Below are 24,933 nucleotides of genomic sequence, written 5' to 3'. Positions count from 1 at the left end.
CATTGCAGCAGCGATGGGCGCGCCTTAGTCCCTGGAAAAGCGGGGCAAATGCCCGTCGCTACACTCGCTCGCTTCCATGAATCCCGACGCCGCTTCCCTCTGGCGCGCACCGCGCTGGGCCCTTGCGTTCTTGCTGGCCTGCCTGGGGATGCTCGGGCCCTTCTCGATCGACACCTACCTGCCGGCCTTCACCGGCATCGCGCAGTCGGTGGGCGCCACGCCGGTCGAGATGCAGCAGACGCTGTCGGCCTATCTCTTCGGCTTCGCGGTGATGAACCTCTTCCACGGCGCGCTGTCCGACAGCCTCGGCCGCCGCCCGGTGGTGCTGTGGGGCATCGCGGTCTTCACCATCGCCTCGGCCGGCTGTGCGCTGGCCGACCACATCGGCACGCTGGTCTTCTGGCGTGCGGTGCAGGGCATGTCGGCCGGCGCCGGCATCGTGGTCTCGCGTGCGGTGATCCGCGACATGTTCCCGCCCGCCGATGCGCAACGCGTGATGTCGCAGGTCACCATCTACTTCGGCATCGCACCGGCCATCGCGCCGATGGTCGGAGGCTTCCTCTTCGTGCACATCGACTGGCACGCGATCTTCTGGTTCCTCACCGCGATCGGCGTGGCCATGTGGATCGCCAACTTCCAGCTGCTGCCCGAGACGCTGCACACCACGCACAGGCAGCCCTTCAACCTGCGCAACCTGATGAGCGGCTACTGGGCGCTCGGCGCCAACCCGCGCTTCCTCGCGCTCGCGCTCGCCAGCGGCATCCCGTTCAACGGCATGTTCCTCTACGTGATGTCGGCGCCCGTCTTCCTGGGCGAGCACCTGGCGCTCAGGCCGGAGCAGTTCTTCTGGTTCTTCCTGCTCACCATCGCTGGGATCATGGGCGGTGCGTTCCTGTCGGGGCGGCTGGCGGGCAAGATCAAGCCGCAGCACCAGATCCGCCATGGCTTCGTGATCATGCTGGCGGTGTCGCTGCTCAACCTGGCGCTCAATCTCGTCTTCACACCGCATGTGTCGTGGGCGCTGTTCCCGATCGCGGTGTTCTCCTTCGGCTGGGCGCTGATGGTGCCGGTGGTCACGCTGCTGGTGCTGGACCTCGTGCCCGAGCGCCGCGGCATGGCCTCGTCGTTCCAGGCCTTCGTCGGCAGCCTGGCCAACGGCGTGGTGGCCGGGGTGATCGCGCCATTCGTGATGCATTCCACGATCGGCCTGGCGGTGGCCTCGCTCCTGATGATGAGCATCGGCATCGTGGCCTGGATCTGGGTCAAGCCGAGGGTGACCTAGCTTTTCGACGGTTCGGAGCGCTCAAGCAGCGTGGCCTCAGGCCGATATACGGAGCAGACGCCCTGTGTCAGGGCCATGCGCTGGAGAAAAGATCATCATGCTCACCCCGCCTCGCACCCTTGGAGCGGCCTTGTCTGCCCTGGGCTTCCTGGCCTGGGCGCTGCCGGCATTCGCGGCCGACCCGGTCATTCGCACCTCGCCCGGCCGCCCCGCACTGATGCGTGACAGCGCGCCGACCGAGGTCGACGGCAAGCCGGTGAAGAAACCGCTCGCCAAGGCCGAGGACGACAGCGAATCCATCGATGCCCTGCGCGAGCGCCTGGCCCGCAAGCTCGGTGCGCAGGCTGCGAGCGAGCGTGCGGCCGAGAAGCCCGAGCCCGGTGTGCTGCGCGTGGTGGCCCGCCCTGCGGCGCCGGTTGCCGCGCCGGCCAAGGCGGCGGGTGCGCTGGCGGTGTCGCCCGGTGGCGAGCCCGCACCCGGCATCCACTGGAGCGAGCCGCGCCGTGCGGCGGCCGCCGGTGCGGTGGCGCCGGCCAAGGCCGCTGCGCCGAAGAAGAAGCCCGACCATTGGTCGTACCACGGCGAGGGCGGCCCCGAGCACTGGGGCAGCATGAAGTCGGAGTACTCGCTGTGCAGCAGCGGCAAGCGCCAGAGCCCGATCGACATCCGCGACCAGATCTCGGTGCAGCTCGACCCGGTGCAGTTCGACTACAAGCCGAGCAACTTCCGCGTGATCGACAACGGCCACACGGTGCAGGTCAACGTGTCGCCGGGCAACAGCATCGAGGTGATGGGCCGCCGCTACGAGCTGCAGCAGTTCCACTTCCATCGCCCGTCGGAAGAGCGCATCAACGGCCGCCAGTTCGACATGGTCGCCCACCTCGTGCACAAGGACCTCGAAGGCAAGCTCGCCGTCGTGGCCGTGCTGCTCGACCGCGGCAGCGTGCAGCCGGTGGTGCAGCAGGTGTGGAACAACCTGCCGCTCGAGAAGAACGAGGAGCTCGCCGCCAAGTCGACGCTCGACCTCAACGGCCTCCTGCCCGCCGACCGCGGCTACTTCACCTACATGGGCTCGCTCACCACGCCGCCGTGCAGCGAAGGCGTGCTGTGGATGGTGATGAAGAACCCGGTCTCGATCGCCGCCAACCAGATCGACATCTTCTCGCGCCTCTACCCGATGAACGCACGGCCCGTGCAGTCGGCGGCCGGCCGCATGATCAAGGGCTCGAACTGAGCCTCACCGGCGCACGCCACCCATGCCCCTGAGTGCCAAGCCACTGGTCTCGTCTCGCCCCGCGCTGGCGAGCTGGCTGTTCGTCTGCGTCATGGTGGCGCTGGTGGCGGCCGTGCTCACCTGCGCGGTGCTGATCGACCGCTTCACGCGCGAAGAAGCACGCGAGCAGGCCACGCGCTACCTTCAGATCAACGCGGATGCCTTGCGTGATGCGCTCGACCGCGGCATGGCTCAGCACTACGAGGAAGTGCACGTGATCGCGCGGCTCGATCAGGTGGCGCGCCATCGCGACCCGGCACAGGCACGCCGCGTGCTCGAGAGCGTGCGCGCGAGCTTCCCGCTCTTCACCTGGATCGGCCTCACCGATGCGCAGGGCAACGTCATCGCGTCCGCCGATGGCCTGCTGGAGGGCAAGAACGTCGCGGCCCGGCCCTGGTTCAAGGGTGCGACGCAGGCGAGCTTCGTCGGCGACGTGCACGCCGCGGTGCTGCTCGAGAAGCTGCTGCCCAGGCAGTCGGAGCCCTGGCGCTTCGTCGACATCGCCGTGCCGATCTTCAACGCGCAGGGCGAGCTGCAGGGCGTGCTGGGCACGCACCTGAGTTGGACCTGGGCTGGCACGATCAAGCGCGAGCTGGTCGACCAGGCCATCGAGCGCCATCAGGCCGAGGCCCTCGTGCTCTCGACCGACGGCACCGTGCTGCTGGGCCCCCCGGCGCTGCAGGGCCGCAAGCTCGAGGCGGCGGCCGGCCACCTGCTGGCCGAGTCGAAGACCCGTGGCGCCGGCCGCTACCCCGGCCTCGGCTGGAAGGTGGTGCTGCGCCAGCCCGAGGCGGTGGCGCTGGCGAGCTTCCGCGAGCTGGAGCGCCGCATCATGTGGGCGGCGTTCTTCCTTTGCATGCTGCTTGCGCCGCTGGTGTGGCTGCTCGCACGCCGCTTCTCGGTCCCGCTGCTGGAGCTCACCGCGGCGCTCGAGTCGCGCCAGCCGCCGAAGCCCTCGCGCGACCCGGTGTACCGCGAGGCCGAAGTGCTGGGCCAGGCGCTGCGGGCCTATGCCGAGCGCCAGGCCGACGACGCCGCGCGCCTGCAACAGATCAACGACTCGCTGCAGCAGCGGGTGGCCGAGCGCACCGAGGCGCTCGCGGCCAGCGAACAGCGCCTGCGCGACATCGCCGACAACATGCCGGCGCTCATCGCCTACGTGGGCGCCGACGAGCGTTTCCAGTTCGCCAACTCCAGTGCGCGCAAGATCCACGGCGTGGCCGCCGACCGCGTGCACGAGGTGAGCTTGCGCGAAGGGCTGGGCCATCGCTATGACGAGCACCGACCACACATCGAGCAGGCGCTGGCCGGCCGTCGTGCGCGCTTCGAAGGGCAGGTCGAGATCGCCGGCCGCGTCGTCGATTTCGAGACCCACTTCGTGCCCGACATCGGCGCCGACGGCAAGGTGCGCGGCCTGTATGTGCTGTCGTACGACCAGTCGGCGCTCAAGGCCGCCGAGCGTCGCCTGCGCACGATTGCCGACAACACGCCGGCGCTCATCAGCTACGTCGACCGCCACGAGCGCTTCCAGTTCTGCAACGCGACCTATGGGCCTTGGCTGGGGCTGGACCCGGCCTCGGTGATCGGCCAGCCCTTGCGCGAGGCCCTCGGCAACGAGCTGTACGCACAACGCAAGCCGCTGCTCGACCGTGCCCTGGCCGGCCAGCGCTGCGACTTCGACACCTCGATCACCCGCCTGGGCGTGACGCGCCATCTGCACACCATCTACCTGCCCGACGTGTCGAGAGACGGCACGGTGGAGGGCGTGTACGCGCTGGCGGTCGACGTGTCGGCGATGAAGGCCGCCGAAGAGCAGCTGATGACGATGGCCCGCACCGACACGCTGACCGGCCTGCCCAACCGCCTGCGCTTCAACGAGAAGCTCGCCGAGGCGCTCGCGCGCAGCCGTCGCCGCCGCCAGCCGATCGCGCTGCTGTTCCTCGACGTCGACAAGTTCAAGAGCATCAACGACACGCTGGGCCATGCGGCCGGCGACGAGGTGCTGAAGGTGTTTGCCGCGCGGCTCTCGGCCAGCGTGCGCGAGACGGACACGGTGGCGCGTCTGGCCGGCGACGAGTTCGTCGTCATCCTCGAAGACCTGCACACCGAGGCCGAACCCCAGTTCGTGGCCCGCAAGATCCTCACCGCCATCAACCGGCCGTTTGCCGTGCAAGGGCACGAGCTGAACGTCAGCACCAGCATCGGCATCGCCTTCCACGCCGAAGGCACGGCGCTGCCCGAGCAGCTGCTGTCGGCGGCCGACAAGGCGCTCTACCAGGCCAAGGCCGAGCGGAACACCTACTGCCTGGCGGCGTTCTGATCGCACAAGGTCGGTGCGCTGGCGGCGTCAGAACGCCCCAAGGTCGTGCCGAAACCGCGGTTGGAGCCGCCCCAAAAAGGCACAGAAATTGCGTGCCATTGGTGCTCGATCGCACCTTTCGAGGGAAATCGCGCCAACTGGGTGCGGTTTGGGGGTGCGACGCCTCTCAACTCGGAACGATCACATGGAGCAACTCAAGCAGGGCGCCGATGCGCTCTTCATCCTCCTGGGCGCCATCATGGTGCTCGCCATGCATGCCGGCTTCGCCTTTCTAGAGCTGGGCACCGTGCGCAAGAAGAACCAGGTCAATGCGCTGGTGAAGATCCTGGTCGACTTCAGCGTCTCGACCATCGCGTACTTCTTCGTCGGCTACCTCGTTGCGTACGGGGTGCAGTTCTGGGCCGGCGCCGAGACGCTCGCGCAGAAGAACGGCTACGACCTCGTCAAGTTCTTCTTCCTGCTCACCTTCGCCGCGGCCATCCCGGCCATCATCTCCGGCGGCATTGCCGAGCGGGCGCGCTTCTATCCGCAACTGCTCGCCACGGCGGTGATCGTGGGCGTGGTGTACCCGCTTTTCGAGGGCGTGGTGTGGAACGGCAACTTCGGCATCCAGGCCTGGCTGAAGGGCGTGGCCGGTGCCGAGCTGCACGACTTCGCCGGCTCCATCGTCGTGCATGCGGTGGGCGGCTGGCTGGCGCTGCCGGCGGTGCTGCTGCTGGGCGCGCGCAGCAACCGCTACAAGAAAGACGGCGGCATCTCAGCCCACCCGCCCTCGAGCATCCCCTTCCTGGCGCTGGGCGCCTGGGTGCTGACGGTCGGCTGGTTCGGCTTCAACGTGATGAGCGCCCAGACCGTCGACAAGATCTCCGGGCTCGTGGCCGTGAATTCGCTGATGGCGATGGTGGGCGGCACGCTGGTCGCCGTGATCGTCGGCAAGAACGACCCGGGCTTCGTGCACAACGGACCGTTGGCCGGGCTGGTGGCGGTGTGCGCCGGGTCTGACGTGATGCACCCGGTCGGCGCGCTGCTGACCGGCGGCATCGCGGGTGCGATCTTCGTCGTGATGTTCACCCTCACGCAGAACCGCTGGAAGATTGACGACGTGCTCGGCGTGTGGCCGCTGCACGGCCTGTGCGGCGCCTGGGGCGGCATTGCCTGCGGCATCTTCGGTCTCACGTCGCTCGGCGGTCGGGGTGGCGTGACCTTCTCGGCCCAGCTGATCGGCACGTTGATGGGGGTGGCGTGGGCGCTGGTCGGCGGCTTCGTGGTCTACGGGCTGATCAAGCTCGTGATGGGGCTGCGGCTCAGCCAGGAAGAGGAATTCGAAGGCGCTGACTTGTCGATCCACCGGATCACGGCGACGCCGGAGCGTGAAGCGAACTGGTGAGTCGCTGAATCTGGAATGAGGGCGGCCTGTGGGCCGCCTTTCTGCCTTTCTATTTGTGCTGTTGCTTTCGGCGGCGCCGAGGGGATGGGGTGGGTGAATCCCTCCGTGTCCCCCGCCCTGTCACCACTGCCGTGGTGACAGGGCTCCTCCTTTACCTGCGGGATTCACCCACCCCATCCCCTCGGCGCGACACACCGCGCTGTTCCTCGGGCGAAGTAAAGGCAGTGCGTCTCGCGGTGAGGGCTTGGGGTTGCGGATTACGCAGGTAAAGGAGGAGCCTGGTGATCGCGGGAGCGACCACCAGGCGGGGGACACGGAGTAATCCGCAACCCCAAGCCCTCATCGCCGCTCCAGCAGCAGGAAACGAAGCTGGCATACCCATTGCATGTATACAAGAAGGTGTTCAAACCGGCCTCGTCTCGGTGCATGCCCGTGGGCACGGCTCCTGCGAAGGCTTCTTCAACCACTTGCAACGTGCACAGGAGCGCAGCATGTCTGGAACGGAAATCAACCGTCGCGGAGTTCTGAAGGGGGTGGGGGCTGTGGGCGCTACGGCGGCGCTCGGCGGCTTGAGCGGGCTGGTGCAAGGGCAGGCGCCCATCACCGTCGGCGTGATCTACGTCGGCCCGCGTGACGACTACGGCTACAACCAGGCGCAGGCCGAAGCGGCCGCCGAAGTGAAGAAGCTGCCCGGCGTCAAGGTGGTCGAAGAAGAAAACGTGCCCGAGACCACCGCCGTGCAGAAGACGATGCAGGGCATGATCGCCCAGGACGGTGCGGCGCTGCTGTTCCCCACGTCCTTCGGCTACTTCGACCCCCACATGCTGGCCGTCGCCGGCAAGAACCCCAAGGCCCGCTTCGCGCATTGCGGTGGCCTCTGGAGCGAGGCCAAGCACCCGAAGAACACCGGCAGCTTCTTCGGCTACATCGACGAAGGCCAGTACCTCAACGGCGTGATCGCCGGCCACATGACCAAGAGCAAGAAGCTCGGGTTCATCGCCGCCAAGCCGATCCCGCAAGTGCTGCGCAACATCAATGCGTACACGCTCGGTGCACGCTCGGTCGACCCGAGCATCACGACGACCGTGATCTTCACTGGCGACTGGTCGATGCCCGTCAAGGAAGCCGAGGCCACCAACAGCCTCGCCGACCAGGGCATCGATGTCTTCACCATGCACGTCGACAGCCCCAAGGTAATCGTCGAGACCGCGGCCAAGCGCGGCAAGTTCGTCTGCGGCTACCACGCCAGCCAGGCCAAGCTCGCACCGAACGCCTACCTCACCGGCGCCGAGTGGAACTGGATCACCGCCTACAAGACCATCATCGAAGCGGCGCGCAGCGGCAAGCCGCACCCCAATTTCGTGCGCGGCGGCCTGAAAGACGGCTTCGTGAAGACCTCGCCTTACGGCTCGATGGTCACCGCCGCCGCCAAGAAGAAAGCCGACGACGTGAAGGCCGCGATGGTGGCGGGCAAGTTCGACATCTTCAAGGGCCCGCTGAAGGACAACACCGGCAAGGAAGTGATCGCCGCCGGCAAGGCCTTCGCACAGACCGACGTGACGCTAGAAGGCATGAACTACCTGGTTGAAGGTGTGGTCGGCAAGGCCTGATCACACGAAGACTGCAAGGCGAGGAGGAGGGAACCCACCATGACCTTGTCCACCCGCACCAGCGAAGCACTGGAGGCGATTGCGCTTCCGGTGCTCGCGATGACCGGCGCGCTGTTGTTGTTTGGCGCCTTCATCTGGGCGGGTGGCAAGAGCCCGGTCGACGCATGGACGCTGCTCTTCAAGGGCGCCTTCGGCGACTGGTTCTCATGGCAGAACTCGCTGCAGCGAGCGGCGCCGTTGATGTTGACGGCGTTGTGTGTCGCGATCCCGGCGCGGGCAGGGCTCATCGTCATCGGCGGGGAAGGGGCGCTGGTGCTCGGTGGCTTGGCCTGCGCCGGGCTTCCTTATCTCTTTGCGCCGCCGGCGAATGCCGTCGGCACGGCGATGCTGCTGCTGGCGGCCGCGCTGACCGGCGCGGTGTGGATCGCGCTCGTCGGCGTGCTGCGCCAGTGGCGTGGCGTCAACGAGACCATCAGCAGCCTGCTGCTGGCCTACACCGCAATTGCCCTCTTCAAGCATTTCGTCGAAGGGCCGATGCGCGACCCGGCGAGCTTGAACAAGCCGTCGACCCGCACGCTCGGCGACGGCCTGCTCATCGGCGGCATCGCCGGCACCGACATCCATTGGGGCCTCGTCTTCGGCGTGGTGGCGTGCGTGGCACTCGGCCTCTGGCTCTTCTTCACCACCTCGGGTTTTGCGACGCGCATCGTCGGCGGCAACAACCGCGCCGCGTTGCTGGTGGGCTTGCCGGGGGCTCGCCTGATGGTCGGTGCGTGCGCCATCGGTGGCGCCTGTGCGGGCCTGGCCGGCGGGATCGAAGTCGCCGCGGTGCACACCAACGCCAACGCGTCCCTGATCGCGGGCCTCGGCTACACCGGCATCCTGGTGTCGTTCGTCGCGCGGCACAACCCGTGGGCCGTGATCCCGGTGGCCGTGCTCTTCGGTGGCTTCGGCGCGGCGGGCAGCTTGTTGCAACGGCGCATGGACGTGCCCGACGCCTCGGTGATGGTGCTGCAGGGTTTTGCCTTCCTGCTGATCCTGGCCAGCGAGGCGCTGCGCGGCAAGCTCTTCGCGCCGCGCGTGCCCAAGCCGGCACCGGCGCCGCAACCCGTGCCGGCGGTGGCGGAGGCGGCGACATGAGCACGTCGGAGATCGTCCTCAACGTCCTCATCGCCGTGCTCGGCGGGGCCATCCGCGTGGGCACACCCTTCCTGCTGGTGAGCCTGGGCGAGTGCATCACCGAGAAGTCGGGCCGCATCAACCTCGGTCTCGAAGGCGTGCTGGTCTTCAGCGCCATGGCAGGCTTCGGTGGCGCCTACCTCAGCGGCAACGTGTGGGTCGGCGTGCTGCTCGCAGGCGGCTGCGGTGCCTTGCTCTCGCTGCTGCACGGCCTCGTGTGCTCGTTGCCGCGGGTGAACGACATCGCCACCGGCATCGCGCTGATGCTGCTCGGCAGCGGCCTCGCGTTCTACCTCGGCAAGCCGCTGATCCAGCCCCAGGCGCCGCAGATTCCGTCGCTCGACCTCGGGGCCTGGAGCAGCTCGCCGCAGATCAAGTCGGCGCTCCAGATCAACATGCTCTTCCCCATCGGCGTGGCGCTCGCGGCGCTGCTCGCCTGGGGCTTCAAGGCGACCCGTTTCGGGCTGGTGCTGCGCATGGCGGGTGATTCGAGCGATGCGGCACGTGCACTCGGCTATTCGGTCAACGGCATCCGGATTGCCGCCACTTGTGCCGGCGGCTTCATCGCCGGCCTTGGCGGCGCCTCGCTCTCGCTCTACTACCCCGGCAGCTGGAACGAAGGCCTGTCCAGCGGCCAGGGCCTGATCGCCGTCGCGCTGGTCATCTTCGCGCGCTGGAGCCCGTGGCGCTGCCTGGGTGCGGCGCTGCTCTTCGGCGGAGCGGGTGCGCTCGGCCCCGCACTGCAATCGGTGGGCATCAGCAGCGGCTACTACCTCTTCAACGCCGTGCCCTATGTGCTGACGCTCGCGATTCTGATCTGGACCTGCTCGCCCACCCGCAGCCTGAAAGGCGCGCCGATGGAGCTGGGCGTCACACGCTGAAGGAGTCGTCAATGAGTGGATTGGGTGGTTTGAACAAATCGCCGAATGGCGTGGTGATGGGCCTGGTGCAGCTGCAGTTGCCGGTCGTGAAGACGAAGGCCGATCTGGCGGCGCAGACGGCGCGCATCGTCGAGCTGGTCGGCAAGGCACGCCGCAACCAGGGCACGATGGACCTCGTCGTGTTCCCCGAGTACTCGCTGCACGGCCTCTCGATGGACACCAACCCCGAGATCATGTGCACGCTCGACGGCCCCGAGGTCGCTGCCTTCAAGGCCGCCTGCGTTGCCAACAAGATCTGGGGCTGCTTCTCCATCATGGAAGCCAACCCGCACGGCAACCCGTACAACAGCGGCATCGTCATCGACGACACCGGTGAGATCAAGCTCTACTACCGGAAGCTCCACCCCTGGGTGCCGGTGGAGCCATGGGAGCCGGGCAACCTCGGCATCCCCGTCTGCGACGGTCCCAACGGCAGCAAGCTCGCGCTCATCATCTGCCACGACGGCATGTTCCCCGAGATGGCGCGCGAGGCGACCTACAAGGGCGCCGAGATCGTGATCCGCACAGCGGGCTACACGGCGCCGATCCGCCACGCGTGGAAGATCACCAACCAGGCCAACGCGTTTTGCAACCTCGTCTACACCGCCAACGTCTGCATGTGCGGCAGCGACGGCACCTTCGACTCGATGGGCGAAGGCATGTTTTGCAACTTCGACGGCACCGTGATGGTGGAAGGCAGTGGCCGCCCCGACGAGATCATCACCTGCGAGCTGCGGCCCGACCTCGTGCGCGAGGCGCGCGCCACCTGGGGCGTCGAGAACAACATCTACCAGCTCTACCACCGCGGCTACGTGGCGGTGAAGGGCGGCGCGCAGGACTGCCCCTACACCTACATGCACGACATGGCCGCCGGCCGCTACGTGCTGCCGTGGGAAGCCAGCGTGCAGGTGACCGATGGCACGAGCTGTGGCTTCGAGGCGCCCACCCGCAGCTATGCCGGCCCCGAGATCCCTCCCTTGAAGAAGGTGGCCTGACATGAAAGAGCGCTACGTCGCCGCCGACCCCTACCGCTGGCCGTATAACGGCGACCTGCGGCCCGACAACACCGCGCTCGTCGTGATCGACATGCAGGTCGACTTCTGCGGCCCGGGCGGCTACGTCGACAAGATGGGCTACGACATCTCGATGACCCGTGCGCCCATCGAGCCCCTGAAGAAGCTCTTCAAGGTGATGCGCGAGGCCGGCTACACGCTGATCCACACCCGCGAAGGCCACAAGCCCGATCTCTCGGATCTGCCGGCCAACAAGCTCTGGCGCTCGCGCCAGGCCGGCACCAACGGCATCGGCATCGGCGACGTGGGCCCGTGCGGCCGCATCCTCACCATCGGCGAGCCCGGTTGGGAAATCATTCCCGAGCTGGCCCCGCTGCCCGGCGAGCCGGTGATCGACAAACCCGGCAAGGGCTCGTTCTACGCCACCAACTTCGACCTCATCCTGCACACGCGCGGCATCCGCAACCTGATCCTCACCGGCATCACCACCGACGTCTGCGTGCACACGACCATGCGCGACGCCAACGACCGCGGCTACGAGTGCCTGATCCTGTCGGACTGCACCGGCGCCACCGACCTCGGCAACCACCACGCCGCGCTCAAGATGGTGACGATGCAGGGCGGTGTGTTCGGCGCCGTTTCCGATTCGAAGGCGGTGATCGAGGCGGTGACCGCATGACCGCGCCGCTCGACCCGGTGCCGCGCCCGACCGGTGCGTTGGCGCTCGACACCTTCGACCTCACCAAGCGCTTCGGCGCCTTCACCGCGCTCGACCACTGCTCGCTCAAGGTGCGGCCCGGCACCGTGCACGCGCTGCTCGGTGAAAACGGCGCCGGCAAGAGCACGCTCGTGAAATGCGTCGTCGGCTACCAGCGTGCGGAAGAGGGCGCGGTGCTGCTCGATGGCAAGGAGCACGACATCGCCACACCCGTGGTCGCGCGCGAGCTCGGCATCGGCATGGTCTACCAGCACTTCACCGTGGTGCCCGGCATGACGGTCGCCGAGAACCTGCTGCTGGCGCGTGGCCACCTCCCAGCTGTGATCGACTGGAAGAAGGAGCGGGCGGCGCTCGCCGAGTTCATGAAGACCACGCCCTTCAAGCTCGACCTCGACGCCACGCCGCAGGAGCTGTCGGCCGGGCAGAAGCAGAAGCTCGAGATCCTGAAGCAGCTCTTGCTCAAGCCGCGCCTGCTGATCCTCGACGAACCCACCTCGGTGCTCACGCCGCAGGAAGCCGACGAGGTGCTGGGCCTGCTGCGCGACCGCGCGCATGCGGGCGAGTGCAGCATCATCCTCATCACCCACAAGTTCCGCGAGGTCACGGCCTATGCCGACGACGTGAGCGTGCTGCGCAAAGGCAAGCTCGTCGCGGCGCACCGGGTCGACGAGACCACGCCGCAGCAACTGGCGGCTGAGATGGTGGGGAGCGAAGGCGACGCCAAGCGCGAGTTCGCCGCGCCGCAGCGCAGCGAGCGCGAGCGGGGCGAAGCGATGCTGCAGGTCAAGTCGCTGGTGGTCGACGGCGACCGTGGGCAGGTCGCGGTGGCGGGCTTGTCGGTGAACGTGCACGCCGGCGAGATCGTCGGCATCGCCGGGGTCTCGGGCAATGGTCAGCGTGAGTTCGCCGAAGCGCTCGTCGGCCAGCGCCGGCGGGTGTCGGGCGAGGTGTGGGTCGGGGCCGAGCGCTTCGCTGCCACGCGCGCGCAGAACCGGCGCCTGAAGGTGCGAAGCCTGCCCGAAGAGCCGCTGCGCAATGCGTGCGTGGGCGACATGAGCGTGTCCGACAACATCGGCCTGCGGTCCTTCGACGTAGCACCCGCCTCGCGCCTCGGCTGGATGCGCGGCCGCACGCTGCGCGAGCGTGCGCGCAAGCTCATCGGCGAGTTCGGCGTGAAGACCCGCGGCGAGCTGGCGCAGATCCGTTCGCTCTCGGGTGGCAACGTGCAACGTGCCGTGCTGGCACGCGAGCTGAGCGACGACGCCGAGGTGCTCATCGTCTCCAACCCCGTCTTCGGCCTCGACTTCGCCGCCGTCGCCGAGATCCATCAGCGCCTGATGGACGTGCGCAACCGCGGCGGCGCCGTGTTGCTGATCAGCGAAGACCTCGATGAGTTGCTGGCCCTGTCGGACCGCATCGCCGTGATGAGCGGTGGCCAGGTGGTGCACGAGACCGACGCACGGCAAGCCGACCGCAACCGCCTCGGCGCCTTCATGGGCGGGAGCGCGCACTGATGCTCACCGTCGCCGCGCAGCCGGGCCCGTTCAGCTTCGACCCGGCGCACACCGCGCTCGTGATGATCGACATGCAGCGCGACTTCATCGAGCCCGGCGGTTTCGGCGCCACGCTCGGCAACGATGTCTCGCTGCTGAAGCCGGTGGTGCCGGCGGCGGCCGACCTCATCGCGTGGTGCCGCGAGCATGGCGTGCTCGTGATCCACACGCAGGAGTGCCACCAGCCCGATCTCTCGGACTGCCCACCTGCGAAACGCCTGCGCGGCAAGCCCAGCCTGCGTATCGGCGACCCGGGGCCGATGGGTCGCATCCTGATCCTCGGTGAGCCCGGTGCCGGCTTCGTGCCCGAGCTGCTGCCACAGGACGGCGACCTTGTGATCGCCAAGCCCGGCAAGGGCGCCTTCTACGGCACCGAGCTCGGTGACGAACTTCAGCAGCGCGGCATCACCCACCTCATCTTCGGCGGCGTGACCACCGAGGTCTGCGTGCAGACCACCATGCGCGAGGCCAACGACCGCGGGTACGAATGCCTGCTGATCGAAGAGGCGACCGGCTCCTACTTCCCCGAGTTCAAGCAGGCGGCGATCGAGATGATCCGCGCGCAGGGCGGCATCGTGGGGTGGACGGCGAGGCTCGCGGACTTGCCCTGACGGCGCAGGCCGGAGCGATCGGCACCTGCGTGCTATTCCGTGGCGAACCCGCTAAGGGATCGTCCTAGTCAGGGGCCGCGGTTCGACCTGTCAAATAGGCCCGCACCTGCCGGCGGGCAATCGGTTGCCTTGCGGGTCTGGCGCTCTGAGGAGATCGAACCATGGACATGAACCGGAGGGACTTCTTCCGGGTCAGCGGAGCAGGGTTGGTCGGGTCGAGCCTCGTCGCACTGGGCTTCTCGCCCACCGCGGCGCTCGCCGACACGCGCAGCTTCAAACTGGCCAGGACGACAGAAACCCGAAGCACCTGCCCTTACTGCTCGGTGAGCTGCGGACTCGTGATGTACACGCTCGGCGACCGGGCGAAGAACGTCAAGTCGACCATCGTGCACGTTGAAGGCGACCCCGATCACCCGGTCAACCGTGGCACGCTGTGCCCCAAGGGCGCGGGCGTGATCGACATGATCCAGTCGCCCAACCGGGTGAAGTACCCGCAGGTGCGCGAGGCCGGCGCCAACGAATGGAAGCGCATCTCGTGGGACGAGGCGCTCACCCGCGTGGCCAAGCACATGAAGGCCGACCGCGACGCCAACCTCGTCAAGACGATCGAGAAAGACGGCAAGCAGATCACGGTGAACCGCTGGAACACCACCGGCTTCCTGGTCAGCTCGGCGTCGTCGAACGAATCCGGTTATCTGTCCGTCAAGGTCGCACGCGGCCTGGGGATGGTCGCACTCGATACGCAAGCACGTATCTGACACGCGCCGACGGTGTCCAGTCTGGGCCCGACTTTCGGTCGCGGAGCGATGACCAACTCGTGGACCGACATCAAGAACACGGACTTGGTGTTGATCATGGGCGGCAATGCCGCCGAAGCGCACCCCTGCGGGTTCAAGTGGGTGACCGAGGCGATGCAGCACCGCAAGGCGCGGCTGATCGTCGTCGACCCGCGCTTCACGCGCAGCGCGGCGGTGGCCGACGTCTACGCGCCCATTCGCGTGGGCACCGACATCGCCTTCCTGGGCGGCGTCATCAACCACCTGCTGTCGACCAACAAGATCCACCTCGACTACGTCAAGCTGAACACCGACGCGTCGTTCCTGACCAAGCCCGCGTACAAGTTCGACAACGGCAACTTCAGCGGCTACGACGAGGCCAAGCGCAGCTACGACAAGTCGAGCTGGGGCTACCAGGTCGGCCCTGACGGCTACGTGTTGGTCGACGAAACCCTGCAGGACCCGCTGTGCGTGTTCCAGCAGATGAAGAAGCACTATGCCCGGTACACGCCCGAGCTCGTGAGCCAGATCACCGGCACGCCGAAGGACCAGTTCCTGAAGATCGCCGACATGCTGGCCGCCACCTCGACGCCCGACAAGGTGATGACCATCTGCTACGCGCTCGGCTGGACGCAGCACAGCGTGGGCTCGCAGAACATCCGCGCGATGGCGATGATCCAGCTGCTGCTGGGCAACATGGGCCGGCCGGGCGGCGGCATCAACGCGCTGCGCGGCCACGCCAACGTGCAGGGCATCACCGACATGTGCGCCTACTCGGAGGTGCTCTCGGGCTACCTCTCGGCGCCCACCGATGCCGACGTTGACCGTGCGACCTACCTGGCCGCGCGCACCGGCAAGCCGCTGCGCCCGAACCAGATGACGTTCACGCAGAACTTCCCGAAGTGGCACACGAGCCTGATGAAGGCCTACTTCGGGAACGCGGCGACGAAGGAAAACGACTTCGGCTACCACTGGATCCCCAAGCGCGACACCGCCTACGACATCCTCGCGATCTTCGAGCGCATGCACCAGGGCAAGGTCAACGGCTTCATCGTGCAGGGCTTCAACCCGCTCGCCGCGGTGCCCAACAAGAAGAAGCTGTCGGCGGGACTGGCCAAGCTGAAGTACCTGGTCGTGATGGACCCCCTGGAGACCGAGACGAGCGAGTTCTGGAAGAACTTCGGCGCGCTCAACGACGTCAAGCCCGAGGAGATCAAGACCGAGGTGTTCCGCTTCCCGGCGAGCTGCTTTGCGGAAGAGACGGGCACGTTCACCAACTCGAGCCGCGTCATCAGCTGGAAGGAGAAGGCGGTCGACCCACCGGGCGAAGCCAAGACCGACTCGGAGATCATGGCGCGCCTCTTCGTGAAGCTGCGCGAGATGTACGCCAAGGACGGCGGCACGCTGCCCGAGCCGATCCAGGCGCTGGCCTGGCCGTACGTGGTGCCGAACATGCCCTCGCCGCAGGAGCTGCTGCGTGAGATCAGCGGCAAGGCGCTGGCCGACCTGTACGCGCCGCCGCCCGCACCGCCCGTGCCGCCGTATCCGCAGTCGAAGCAGACTGCGGCGACGCAAGCGGCCGAGGCACCGACCGCCGGCGCTGGCGACAGCAAGGCCGCAGCACAGGCGGTGGGCGCGGGTGCTGCGGCGGCCATGGCGTCGCGCAGCCCGTCGGCTGCCGTCAAGCCCGGTGCCGCCACCACGACCGCGAGCACCGCGCCCAGCGGTGCCCCAGCACGCGGCCCCGCCGGGCCGAGCGGCCCGCCGATCGTCACCACGCCCACGGCGCCGCCCATCCTCAAGGCCGGCGAGCAGTTGCCGGGCTTCGCGGTGCTGCGCGACGACGGCACCACGAGCTGCGGCAACTGGATCTACGCCGGCTGCTGGAGCCAGGCCGGCAACCTCACCGCGCGGCGCGACACCAGCGACCCGACCGGCCTCGGCGTGTTCCCCAACTGGGGCTACGCGTGGCCGGCCAACCGGCGCATCCTCTACAACCGCGCCAGCGCCGACAAGGACGGCAAGCCCTGGGACCCGACACGCCGCTACATGGCCTGGAACGGCACCAGCTGGGCGGGTGGTGCCGACGTGCCCGACATGCGGCCCGACGCCGCGCCCGAGCAGGGTGTGGGCGCCTTCATCATGAACCCCGAGGGTGTGGCGCGGCTGCACGCGGTGGGCATGAACGAGGGCCCGTTCCCCGAGCACTATGAGCCCTTCGAGACGCCGGTGGGCGTGAACCTCATGTGCCCGGGCAACCCCAAGGCCGTGAGCAACCCTGCCGCGCGTGTCTACAAGGGCGACCTCGAGGCCTTCGGCAAGAAGGAGGAGTTCCCCTACGCGGCGACGACCTACCGCCTCACCGAGCACCTGCACTACTGGACCAAGCACGCGCGCAGCAATGCAATCGTGCAGCCCGCGCCCTTCGTCGAGATCGGCGAGGAGCTGGCGCGCGAGAAAGGCATCCAGCAGGGCGACCGCGTGAAGGTGCGCAGCAACCGCGGCGAAGTGATCGCGGCCTGCGTGGTCACCAAGCGGATGAAGGCGCTCGACGTGAACGGCAAGAAGGTGCACCACGTCGGCATCCCCATCCACTGGGGCTTCAAGGGTGTGACGCAGAACGGCTACCTGGCCAACGCACTGACCCCGTTCGTCGGCGATGCGAACTCGCAGACGCCGGAGTTCAAGGCGTTTCTCGTCAACATTGAAAAGGCGTAGCCATGGCCATGCAATCCCAAGACGTCGTCGCGCGCTCCGCCACGACCACGCCATCCCCGCAGGTGCGCAGCGCCGTGCCACAGGTCGCCAAGCTCATCGACGAGTCCAAGTGCATCGGCTGCAAGGCCTGCCAGGTCGCGTGCATGAACTGGAACGACCTGCGCGACGACATCGGCACCAACATCGGCGTCTACGACAACCCGAGCGACCTCACGCCCAGCTCCTGGACGGTGATGAAGTTCTTCGAGGTCGAGCCCGAGAAGGGCAACCTCGAGTGGCTGATCCGGAAAGACGGCTGCATGCACTGCGAGGACCCGGGCTGTCTCAAGGCCTGCCCGGCGCCGGGCGCGATCGTGAAGTACGCCAACGGCATCGTCGACTTCATCAGCGAGAACTGCATCGGCTGCGGCTACTGCGTGAAGGGCTGCCCCTTCGACGTGCCGCGCATCAGCCAGAAGGACAACAAGGCCTACAAGTGCACCTTGTGTTCCGACCGGGTGGGCGTGGGCCTGGAGCCGGCGTGCGTGAAGACCTGCCCGACCGGCGCCATCGGCTTCGGCACGAAGGAAGACATGGTGGCCTACGGCGAGAAGCGCGCGGTCGAGCTGCAGGAGCGCGGCTTCAAGAACGCGGGCCTCTACAACCCGCAGGGCGTGGGCGGCACGCACGTGATGTACGTGCTCAAGCACGCCGACCGCCCCGAGCTGGAAGACCTGCCGAAAGACCCGAGCATCAGCCCGCTGGTCTCGCTGTGGAAGGGTGTGGCCAAGCCGCTGGCCGTGGCCGGCATGATCGGCGCGGTGCTGGCCGGCTTCTTCCACTACATGAAGGTGGGGCCGATCGAAGAGAAGCCGGAAGAGAAACCGGAAGACGAGAAGGAGCCGTCATGAGCCGACTGCTGCTGCGCTACAACGCAAGCGAGCGCATGAACCACTGGGCGATCGCGCTGCTCTTCGTGCTGGCCGGGCTTTCGGGCCTGACCTTCTTCCATCCGGCGTTCTACTTCTTCAGCTACCTCTTCGGTGGCGGGCAGTGGGCGCGCATCCTGCACCCCTTCCTCGGGCTGCTGATGTTCGTGTGCTTCCTCGGCCTCTTCTTCCGCCTGTGGCGCGACAACGTGCTCAACGACGACGACCGCGTGTGGCGCCAGCATGCGGGCGAGATGCTGCGCGGCGACAAGTCGAAGATGCCGCCCGCGGGCAAGTACAACGCCGGGCAGAAGATCGTCTTCTGGCTGATGGCCGCGAGCCTGCTCGTCATCCTCGTCACCGGGTTCATGTTCTGGTCGCCGTGGTTCACCGGCTTCTTCCCCATCGTGCTGCAGAGGCTTGCGTTGCTGCTGCACGCGGCGGCGGCGGTGGTGTTGATCCTCGCAGTCATCGTGCACGTGTACGCCGCGATCTGGGTCAAGGGCACCGTGCGGGCGATGACGCGCGGCACCGTCACCGAAAGCTGGGCGCGGCAGAACCATGCGCTGTGGCACCGCAAGATGACGGAGGGCCGTTGACGGTGCATCATCGGCCGGCGGGCTTGATCGGGGGCCCGCGCTTCAGGCAAGGAGTGAAACGGCCATGGCGGTGACGGCCACCGTGCGGGTGATGTCCGCGGAAGAGATTGCGGCCAAGGCGGGCGGCGAGACGCCCTTCCTGCAGATGCCGCAGCGCGCGACCCTGTTCGCCGAGCGCGCGATGCGGCTGCGCCAGCTCGCGCGGGGCCACGCGATGGAAGACTTCCTGGTCTTCATGGCGGATCTCGCGCAGGCGCAGCAGACGCGGCTCGCCCAGTTCCCCGAGGTGCCGCTGCCCGATGCCCAGGCGCTCGACCGCGCCGCCGAGCGTGGCGTGCCGCCGCTGCCGGCGTCGGAGTGGCCGCGCGATGCAGCGTGGCACGGCGTGCTGCGCGCGCTTGTGGCCGAGCTGCGCGAGAAGGCTCCGGCGGCGACGCAGCCCACGCTCGCGCGTCTTGAAAGCGCCGATGGCGAATGGCTGGAGCGCCAGGCCGACTGCCTGCTCACCTGCGTGATGGAAGGGCTGGACCTCGCCACCGCGCCGCTCGTCGCGGCGGCCCTGCAGGTCTACTGGGTGCACATGGTCGCCGCCGTCGTGCAGCGGCAGTCGCGGCATCCGCAAGGCGGCCAGGCCTTCGGCCGCATCGACGACGCGACCGCCTGCCCCTGCTGCGGCAGCCGGCCGGTGGCGAGCATCACGCGCAGCGGCGGCGAGCTGATGGGCCAGCGCTACCTGCACTGCTCGTTGTGCAGCGCGCAGTGGCACATGCTGCGCATCCAGTGCACCCACTGCCTGAGCAACAAGCATGTGGCTTACCAGTCGCTCGACCTGGCCGGCGCCGACGACGACAGCGCGAGCCGCGCCGCCGGTGCCGCGGTGCAGGCCGAGACCTGCGAGGACTGCGGCCACTACCTCAAGATCGTGCACAGCGACCGCGAGCCCTTCGTGGAGCCGGTGGCCGATGACCTGGCGACGCTCACGCTGGACCTGCTGGTGTCCGACACCGGCCTCAAGCGGCATGGCGTCAACCTGATGCTGCTCTTCGGCGAGCCCGAACCACCCCCTCCGGGGGCGCCATGACCGCCCGGCCCGCCGAATCCGTGGTTCACGGTTCCAAGGCCAGCGCGAAGGACCTCCCCTCCGTTGACCGCCTGCTGCGCCTGCCCGCCGTGACGGCGCTCGTGGCCGAGCACGGCCACACCCTGGTGACGGAGGAAGCGCGGGGGCTGCTTGAGTCCCTGCGTACCCATGCGCTTGCGGGCGTGCTCGATGCGACCGCCGTGCAGCCCGAAGCGCTGGCCACGTCGCTCGCCGATCGCATCGAACAGCGGCTCGCCCCGCGCATGCGCCGCGTGTTCAACCTCACCGGCACGGTGATCCACACCAACCTCGGCCGCGCGCTGCTGGCCGACAGCGCGCTGCAGCACCTGCTGGCCATGATGGCCGGCCCCAACAACCTCGAGTACGACATTGCCTCGGGCGGGCGCGGCGATCGCGACAGCCTCGTCGAGGAGCTGCTGTGCCGCATCACCGGTGCCGAGGCCGCGACCGTCGTCAACAACAACGCGGCAGCGGTGCTGCTCACCATCGCGGCGATGGCGTCCCACCATCCCGGTGGTCGCGAGGTCATCGTCTCGCGCGGCGAGCTGGTCGAGATCGGCGGTGCCTTCCGCATGCCCGACGTGATGGCCAGTGCGGGCGCGACGTTGGTGGAGGTGGGCACCACCAACCGCACCCACCCGCGCGACTACGAGGCGGCGATCAACGAACGCACCGCGCTCGTGATGAAGGTGCACACCAGCAACTACGCGGTGCAGGGCTTCACCTCGGCGGTGGACGAAGCGACGCTCGCCGGCATCGCCCATGCGCGCGGCGTGCCGCTGGCCACCGACCTCGGCAGCGGCTCGCTCATCGACCTGGCGCAGTACGGCCTGCCGCGCGAGCCCACGCCGCAGGAGATGCTCGCGGCCGGGTGCGACGTCGTCACCTTCAGCGGCGACAAGCTGCTCGGCGGCCCGCAGGCCGGGCTGATCGTCGGCCGCAAGGAGGCGGTGGCACGCATCCGCAAGTTCCCGATGAAGCGTGCGCTGCGCATGAGCAAGCTGCCGCTGGCGGCGCTCGAAGCGACGCTCTTGCTCTACCTGCGGCCCGAGCGGCTGGCGCATGACCTGCCGACGCTGCGCCTGCTCACCCGGCCGGCCGATGCGATCCGTGCGCTGGCGCACGAGCTGCAACCGATGGTCGCCTCCGCGGTGGCGCCGCAGTTCGGCGTGGAGGTGGTGGCGCTGCAAGGGCAGATCGGCTCGGGCTCGCTGCCGGTGGAGCGGCTGCCCTCGGCCGGCCTCGCGCTCGCGCCCACGGGCACCCGCAAGAAGGGCCTGGGCACGGCGCTCGACCGCCTGGCGCTGGCGCTGCGCAGCCTGCCGGTGCCGGTGATCGGCCGCATCGCCGACGACCGCCTGCTGCTCGACCTGCGCTGCCTCGAAGACGCGCGGCCCTTCGTCGCGCAACTGCCGCAGCTGCGCGAGGGCCTGAGCGCATGATCGTCGGCACCGCCGGTCACATCGACCACGGCAAGACCACGCTGGTGCGGGCGCTCACCGGCGTCGACACCGATCGGCTGCCCGAAGAGAAACGGCGCGGCATCTCGATCGAACTCGGCTATGCGTTTCTCGACACGCCCGACACCGATGAACGCATCGGCTTCATCGACGTCCCCGGTCACGAGCGCCTGGTGCACACCATGCTCGCCGGCGCCACCGGCATCGACTACGGCCTGCTGCTGGTGGCCGCCGACGATGGCGTGATGCCGCAGACGCGCGAACACCTGGCGGTGCTGTCGCTGCTGGGGGTGTCGCGCGGCGCGGTGGCGGTGACCAAGATCGACCGCGCTGAGGGCACGCGTGTGGCCGCGGTGCAGGAGGAGGTGGCCGCACTGCTGGCCGACAGCTCGCTCGCCGGTGCGCCGGTGCTGCCGGTGTCGGCACACACCGGCGCGGGGCTCGCCGACCTGCGCGGGCTGCTCTTCGACGCCGCGCGCCAGACGGCGCAGCGCGACATGGCGGGAGCTTCGTTCCGCCTGGCGATCGACCGCGTGTTCACGCTGGCCGGTGTGGGCACGGTCGTCACCGGCACCGTGCATGCAGGCCAGGTGCAGGTGGGCGACGAACTGCTGATCCTGCCCTCGGCCAAGGGGCTGCGCGCGCGTGTGCGCAGCCTGCATGCGCAGAACCAGGTGGTCACGCAGGCGCATGCGGGCCAGCGGTGTGCAGTGGCGCTGGTCGGCGTGGCAAAGGACGACATCGCGCGCGGCCAATGGCTCACCGCACCCCATGGCGCGCTCGACACGCAGCGGCTCGATGCGGATCTCACGTTGTGGCACGACGAGGCGCGGCCGCTGCGCTCGGGCACGCCGGTGCACGTGCACCTCGGGGCGTGCGACGTGATGGGCACGGTGGCCGTGCTCGACCGCAGCGACACGCAGGACGCACTCGCACCCGGCGCGCGTGGGCGCGTGCAGATCGTGCTGGCCCAGCCCATCGCGGCCTGGCGTGGGGACAGGGTGGTGCTGCGCGACAACTCCGCCAGCCGCACGCTCGCCGGCGGCGAGGTGCTGGACCCGCAGGCACCGGTGCGCTACCGCCGCACGCCGCAGCGCTTGCGCGAACTCGACGCGTGGTCGCAATCCGACGCGCCGTCGCGGCTCGCGGCCTTGCTGGCGGCTTCGGCTCACGGGCTGTCGCTGCAGCGCTGGGCCGGCGCCGAGGGGCGCGACCCGGCCGCGCTGCCGACTATGCCCGAGGGCAGCCTGCGCGCGGTCGATGCCGGCACGGGTGAATGGGCGCTCGGCGCCGAGCACCGCGCGGCCGCGCGCGACGCCGTGTTGAGCGCCCTGCGCACCTTCCACACCCAGCGGCCGGACGAACTCGGCCCCGACAGCGGCCGCCTGCGCCGCCTCGCGGCGCCACGTCTGCCCGAGCCGCTGTGGCGTGCGCTGCTGGCGAGCCTGGTGACCGAGGGCGCGGTGGCTGTGCGCGGCGCCTTCGTGCACTTGCCGGAGCACGGGCTGCGTCTGTCGAGCGCCGACCAGCGCATCGCGCAGAAGATTGCGCCCATGCTGGCCGCCGCCGGCTTCGAGGGCAGCTGGGCGCGGGATCTGGCGCGCGACGGCGGTGAGAGCGAAGCGCTGATGCGCACGACGCTCGCGCGGCTGGCGAGCGGTGGCGAGTTGCACCAGGTGGTGAAGGATCTGTTCTATTCGACCGCGTGCATGAGCAAGCTTGCGGCGCTGGCGCGAAACGTGGCGGCGGTGCATGGAGGCGAGGTCACGGCCGCTGCTTATCGCGATGCCACTGGCCTGGGCCGCAAGCGGGCCATCCAGCTATTGGAGTATTTCGATCACATTGGCCTGCTGCGAAGGGTGGGTGATGTCCATCGTTTGCGCATCGATTCGATGTTGTTCAAGGAGGAGGCAGCTTGAGGCCATCTCCATGGAGGGGAAACGTCCCCGGTGGGACGGCCGGGCTTCAAACCCGGTGGGTGGCGCCACGCGTCGCCGGGTGGGTTCGACTCCCACACCCCTCCGCCGTCTGCTGAGCGTGTATGAACCTGCAGGACTTGGTCTTTCCTCCTGATCTGCACTACCTCGTCGAGCACGACGTGTGGGCGCGGCTCGAAGCGGACGGCAGCGCCACCGTCGGCATCACCGCGCTGGGCATCAAGCTCTCGGGCGAGATCTACATGTGCCGGGCCAAGCCGGTGGGCACGGTCGTGGAGCAGGGGCGGTCGGTCGCGGTGGTGGAGCTGGCCAAGGCCATCGTGTCGGTGAAGTGCGCGGTCTCGGGCACGGTGCTGGCGGTGAACCCTCGGTTGGAGGAGGCGCCGCACCTGGTGCACACCGATCCCTATGGCGAAGGCTGGATCGCGCGCCTGGCGCTGGCGGATTTCGAGCGTGACCGTGCGCAGCTCGTGCAGGGCGAGGCGGTGCAGGCGGCGATGGCGCACCATGCGGCTTCATACGAGGCGAATCCATGAGCGACGCCGACCACACCGCCGCGGGCATCGCGATCCTGCTCTGGGCCAGCGAGCCCGAGGCGCCGCATCGCCTGGCCACGCCGTTCTTCCACGCCGCGGCGGCGGCAGCGCTCGACATGCCGGTCGAGGTCTACTTCACCGCGCGCAGCGTGCGGCTGCTGGAGCCGGGGGTGGCGGCGGCGCTTTTTGCGTCGGAGCACCCCAAGTCGGTGTACGACGCGATGCGCGAAGCCGTCGCGCACGGCGCCGTCTTCTTCGCCTGCAGCGATGCCCTGCAGGCACACGGCCTCGCCGGCGCCACGCTGATCCCCGAATGCACACGCCGAGGCGGCGCGGTGCAGTTCATGGCCCGCGCGGCCGACCTGCGCTGGCGCACGCTGGTGTTCTGATCGCAGGTGCCGAAGAGGCCCTAGACTGCGCGACTTCGCCTCTCCGGAGCGCCCCATGACCCTGCTGATTCTCGGACTCGTCCTCTTCCTCGGCATCCACTCGGTGTCGATCGTCGCGCCAGCCTGGCGTGACGCGCAGGCCGCGAGCAACGCGCTGGGCTGGAAGGGCGTGTACACCGTGGTCGCCATCGTGGGCTTCGTGCTCATCGTCTATGGCTACGGCGAAGCACGCCTCACCGCGCCGCTGCTATACGCACCGCCCACCTGGATGCGGCACCTGTCCATGCTCTTGCTGCTGCCGGTGTTCCCGCTTTTGCTGGCCGCCTACCTGCCCGGGCGCATCAAGACCGCCGCCAAGCACCCGATGCTCGCCGCCACCAAGCTTTGGGCGCTGGCGCACCTGCTCGCCAACGGCACCTTGGCCGACGTGCTGCTCTTCGGCGGCTTCCTCGTGTGGGCGGTGGCCGACCGCATCTCGCTCAAGCGGCGCGTGCAGCGCCCGACCCTCGGCGCGCCGCCGAGCGCGGCCAACGACCTCATCGCGGTCGTCGGCGGCCTCGCGCTCTACGGCCTCTTCGTGTGGCGCGCCCATGCCTGGCTGATCGGCGTGTCGCCGTTCGGCAAGGCGCTTTGAAGTTTTGA

19 protein-coding genes, 1 tRNA gene and 2 pseudogenes are annotated in these 24,933 nt (G+C 68.5%); all 22 read left to right on the top strand.

Annotated elements, in window-relative coordinates; translation table 11 throughout:
* The first annotated feature begins 76 nt into the window (after window positions 1-76).
* The 22 genes and pseudogenes from JI745_RS09990 (at window position 77) to JI745_RS09885 (ending at window position 24,925) form a co-directional block, all read left to right on the top strand.
* Entirely contained in the window at window positions 77-1,282 is a 1,206-nt protein-coding gene (locus JI745_RS09990) for a multidrug effflux MFS transporter (protein ID WP_201805829.1), read from the top strand.
* A 97-nt stretch (window positions 1,283-1,379) separates the two neighbouring features.
* A complete protein-coding gene (locus tag JI745_RS09985) occupies window positions 1,380-2,516 on the top strand; it encodes a carbonic anhydrase (protein ID WP_236674952.1) in 1,137 nt (378 codons plus the stop codon).
* Between the two features lie 22 nt (window positions 2,517-2,538).
* A complete protein-coding gene (locus JI745_RS09980) occupies window positions 2,539-4,875 on the top strand; it encodes a diguanylate cyclase domain-containing protein (protein WP_201805827.1) in 2,337 nt (778 codons plus the stop codon).
* A 184-nt stretch (window positions 4,876-5,059) separates the two neighbouring features.
* Complete coding sequence (locus tag JI745_RS09975; RefSeq protein ID WP_201805826.1) at window positions 5,060-6,262, top strand: ammonium transporter; 1,203 nt, start codon at window positions 5,060-5,062, stop codon at window positions 6,260-6,262.
* A gap of 491 nt (window positions 6,263-6,753) precedes the next feature.
* Window positions 6,754-7,872 (top strand): BMP family ABC transporter substrate-binding protein, encoded by a 1,119-nt coding sequence (locus JI745_RS09970; protein ID WP_201805824.1) that lies wholly within the window; start codon window positions 6,754-6,756, stop codon window positions 7,870-7,872.
* A gap of 39 nt (window positions 7,873-7,911) precedes the next feature.
* Entirely contained in the window at window positions 7,912-9,012 is a 1,101-nt protein-coding gene (locus JI745_RS09965; RefSeq protein ID WP_201805820.1) for an ABC transporter permease, read from the top strand.
* Complete coding sequence (locus JI745_RS09960) at window positions 9,009-9,932, top strand: ABC transporter permease (protein WP_201805818.1); 924 nt, start codon at window positions 9,009-9,011, stop codon at window positions 9,930-9,932. Before JI745_RS09965 ends, JI745_RS09960 begins: the two co-directional genes overlap by 4 nt.
* Window positions 9,933-9,943: 11 nt before the next feature.
* Complete coding sequence (locus JI745_RS09955; RefSeq protein ID WP_201805816.1) at window positions 9,944-10,966, top strand: formamidase; 1,023 nt, start codon at window positions 9,944-9,946, stop codon at window positions 10,964-10,966.
* A 1-nt stretch (window position 10,967) separates the two neighbouring features.
* Complete coding sequence (locus JI745_RS09950) at window positions 10,968-11,663, top strand: cysteine hydrolase family protein (protein WP_201805814.1); 696 nt, start codon at window positions 10,968-10,970, stop codon at window positions 11,661-11,663.
* Window positions 11,660-13,216 (top strand): ABC transporter ATP-binding protein, encoded by a 1,557-nt coding sequence (locus JI745_RS09945; RefSeq protein ID WP_201805812.1) that lies wholly within the window; start codon window positions 11,660-11,662, stop codon window positions 13,214-13,216. The genes JI745_RS09950 and JI745_RS09945 overlap by 4 nt, the downstream gene beginning before the upstream one ends.
* Complete coding sequence (locus tag JI745_RS09940) at window positions 13,216-13,866, top strand: cysteine hydrolase family protein (protein WP_201805810.1); 651 nt, start codon at window positions 13,216-13,218, stop codon at window positions 13,864-13,866. The genes JI745_RS09945 and JI745_RS09940 overlap by 1 nt, the downstream gene beginning before the upstream one ends.
* Before the next feature lie 161 nt (window positions 13,867-14,027).
* A pseudogene (fdnG, locus tag JI745_RS26360) lies at window positions 14,028-16,160 on the top strand (formate dehydrogenase-N subunit alpha); the annotation flags it as partial.
* Window positions 16,161-16,436: 276 nt separating this feature from the next.
* Window positions 16,437-17,360, top strand: a pseudogene (locus tag JI745_RS09930) (molybdopterin dinucleotide binding domain-containing protein); the annotation flags it as partial.
* A gap of 2 nt (window positions 17,361-17,362) precedes the next feature.
* Window positions 17,363-18,250, top strand: a complete 888-nt coding sequence (fdxH, locus tag JI745_RS09925) for a formate dehydrogenase subunit beta (RefSeq protein WP_201805808.1) — start codon at window positions 17,363-17,365, stop codon at window positions 18,248-18,250.
* Window positions 18,247-18,867 (top strand): formate dehydrogenase subunit gamma, encoded by a 621-nt coding sequence (locus tag JI745_RS09920; RefSeq protein ID WP_201805806.1) that lies wholly within the window; start codon window positions 18,247-18,249, stop codon window positions 18,865-18,867. The genes fdxH and JI745_RS09920 overlap by 4 nt, the downstream gene beginning before the upstream one ends.
* 64 nt (window positions 18,868-18,931) lie before the next feature.
* Entirely contained in the window at window positions 18,932-19,948 is a 1,017-nt protein-coding gene (gene fdhE / locus JI745_RS09915) for a formate dehydrogenase accessory protein FdhE (RefSeq protein WP_201805803.1), read from the top strand.
* A complete protein-coding gene (gene selA / locus JI745_RS09910; RefSeq protein WP_201805801.1) occupies window positions 19,945-21,411 on the top strand; it encodes an L-seryl-tRNA(Sec) selenium transferase in 1,467 nt (488 codons plus the stop codon). Before fdhE ends, selA begins: the two co-directional genes overlap by 4 nt.
* Window positions 21,408-23,348 carry a selenocysteine-specific translation elongation factor gene (selB, locus tag JI745_RS09905; RefSeq protein ID WP_201805799.1) on the top strand — a complete coding sequence of 647 codons (1,941 nt, stop codon included), beginning with the start codon at window positions 21,408-21,410 and terminating at the stop codon, window positions 23,346-23,348. Before selA ends, selB begins: the two co-directional genes overlap by 4 nt.
* Before the next feature lie 12 nt (window positions 23,349-23,360).
* A tRNA-Sec gene (locus JI745_RS09900) sits at window positions 23,361-23,453 on the top strand.
* A 17-nt stretch (window positions 23,454-23,470) separates the two neighbouring features.
* Complete coding sequence (locus JI745_RS09895) at window positions 23,471-23,902, top strand: glycine cleavage system protein H (RefSeq protein WP_201805797.1); 432 nt, start codon at window positions 23,471-23,473, stop codon at window positions 23,900-23,902.
* On the top strand, window positions 23,899-24,291 hold the full coding sequence (locus tag JI745_RS09890) for a DsrE family protein (RefSeq protein ID WP_201805795.1): 393 nt from the start codon (window positions 23,899-23,901) through the stop codon (window positions 24,289-24,291). The genes JI745_RS09895 and JI745_RS09890 overlap by 4 nt, the downstream gene beginning before the upstream one ends.
* Window positions 24,292-24,346: 55 nt before the next feature.
* Window positions 24,347-24,925: an NnrU family protein gene (locus tag JI745_RS09885; protein WP_201805793.1), complete on the top strand. Its 579-nt coding sequence runs from the start codon at window positions 24,347-24,349 to the stop codon at window positions 24,923-24,925.
* The last annotated feature ends 8 nt before the right edge of the window (window positions 24,926-24,933 follow it).

The sequence above is a fragment of the Piscinibacter sp. HJYY11 genome, from assembly GCF_016735515.1.
In the GTDB taxonomy this organism is placed as follows: domain Bacteria; phylum Pseudomonadota; class Gammaproteobacteria; order Burkholderiales; family Burkholderiaceae_C; genus Rhizobacter.
This window is presented reverse-complemented; position numbering and strand designations above follow the sequence as displayed.

Coding starts and splice junctions, on each gene's coding strand:
- JI745_RS09990 (WP_201805829.1), top strand. CDS start 77: ATGAATCCCGACGCCGCTTCCCTCTGGCGCGCACCGCGCTGGGCCCTT.
- JI745_RS09985 (WP_236674952.1), top strand. CDS start 1,380: ATGCTCACCCCGCCTCGCACCCTTGGAGCGGCCTTGTCTGCCCTGGGC.
- JI745_RS09980 (WP_201805827.1), top strand. CDS start 2,539: ATGCCCCTGAGTGCCAAGCCACTGGTCTCGTCTCGCCCCGCGCTGGCG.
- JI745_RS09975 (WP_201805826.1), top strand. CDS start 5,060: ATGGAGCAACTCAAGCAGGGCGCCGATGCGCTCTTCATCCTCCTGGGC.
- JI745_RS09970 (WP_201805824.1), top strand. CDS start 6,754: ATGTCTGGAACGGAAATCAACCGTCGCGGAGTTCTGAAGGGGGTGGGG.
- JI745_RS09965 (WP_201805820.1), top strand. CDS start 7,912: ATGACCTTGTCCACCCGCACCAGCGAAGCACTGGAGGCGATTGCGCTT.
- JI745_RS09960 (WP_201805818.1), top strand. CDS start 9,009: ATGAGCACGTCGGAGATCGTCCTCAACGTCCTCATCGCCGTGCTCGGC.
- JI745_RS09955 (WP_201805816.1), top strand. CDS start 9,944: ATGAGTGGATTGGGTGGTTTGAACAAATCGCCGAATGGCGTGGTGATG.
- JI745_RS09950 (WP_201805814.1), top strand. CDS start 10,968: ATGAAAGAGCGCTACGTCGCCGCCGACCCCTACCGCTGGCCGTATAAC.
- JI745_RS09945 (WP_201805812.1), top strand. CDS start 11,660: ATGACCGCGCCGCTCGACCCGGTGCCGCGCCCGACCGGTGCGTTGGCG.
- JI745_RS09940 (WP_201805810.1), top strand. CDS start 13,216: ATGCTCACCGTCGCCGCGCAGCCGGGCCCGTTCAGCTTCGACCCGGCG.
- fdxH (WP_201805808.1), top strand. CDS start 17,363: ATGGCCATGCAATCCCAAGACGTCGTCGCGCGCTCCGCCACGACCACG.
- JI745_RS09920 (WP_201805806.1), top strand. CDS start 18,247: ATGAGCCGACTGCTGCTGCGCTACAACGCAAGCGAGCGCATGAACCAC.
- fdhE (WP_201805803.1), top strand. CDS start 18,932: ATGGCGGTGACGGCCACCGTGCGGGTGATGTCCGCGGAAGAGATTGCG.
- selA (WP_201805801.1), top strand. CDS start 19,945: ATGACCGCCCGGCCCGCCGAATCCGTGGTTCACGGTTCCAAGGCCAGC.
- selB (WP_201805799.1), top strand. CDS start 21,408: ATGATCGTCGGCACCGCCGGTCACATCGACCACGGCAAGACCACGCTG.
- JI745_RS09895 (WP_201805797.1), top strand. CDS start 23,471: ATGAACCTGCAGGACTTGGTCTTTCCTCCTGATCTGCACTACCTCGTC.
- JI745_RS09890 (WP_201805795.1), top strand. CDS start 23,899: ATGAGCGACGCCGACCACACCGCCGCGGGCATCGCGATCCTGCTCTGG.
- JI745_RS09885 (WP_201805793.1), top strand. CDS start 24,347: ATGACCCTGCTGATTCTCGGACTCGTCCTCTTCCTCGGCATCCACTCG.